The organism is Pseudomonas sp. PAGU 2196 (assembly GCF_022179005.1).
In the GTDB taxonomy this organism is placed as follows: domain Bacteria; phylum Pseudomonadota; class Gammaproteobacteria; order Pseudomonadales; family Pseudomonadaceae; genus Aquipseudomonas; species Aquipseudomonas kermanshahensis.
Map to the genome: position 1 here is coordinate 1 of NZ_BNTL01000078.1, position 582 is coordinate 582.

Annotated in this window: 1 pseudogene; it reads right to left on the reverse strand. The window is 51.7% G+C overall.

The window, feature by feature from the left end:
- A pseudogene (locus tag MFF34_RS28005) lies at positions 1 to 357 on the reverse strand (transposase); the annotation flags it as partial.
- Positions 358 to 582 lie beyond the last annotated feature (225 nt).

The window sequence follows — 582 nt, forward strand, 5'->3', positions numbered from 1 at the left end:
ATCCCCGGGCAATAAGGGCGCGTGCGCTATCCACTTTTTTGCCCGTCCATATTCAACGGCTTCTTTGAGGAGTTCATTTTCCATCGTTTTCTTGCCGAGCAGGCGCTGGAGTTCTTTAATCTGCTTCATGGCGGCAGCAAGTTCAGAGGCAGGAACAACCTGTTCTCCGGCGGCGACAGCAGTAAGACTTCCTTCCTGGTATTGCTTACGCCAGAGAAATAACTGGCTGGCTGCTACACCATGTTGCCGGGCAACGAGGGAGACCGTCATCCCCGGTTCAAAGCTCTGCTGAACAATTGCGATCTTTTCCTGTGTGGTACGCCGTCTGCGTTTCTCCGGCCCTAAGACATCAATCATCTGTTCTCCAATGACTAGTCTAAAAACTAGTATTAAGACTATCACTTATTTACGTGATATTGGTTGTCTGGAGATTCAGGGGGCCAGTCTAGCATCCGCCAGAGGGAAAAGCAGCGCCGCCCGCAGCGTGTCAATGTCCATACTTAATGTCGAGAGGATCTCCACCATCTCAACACCACGCCACAATAACAGACTGGCATCCGGATGCCCCTGCGTCTGTTGCAG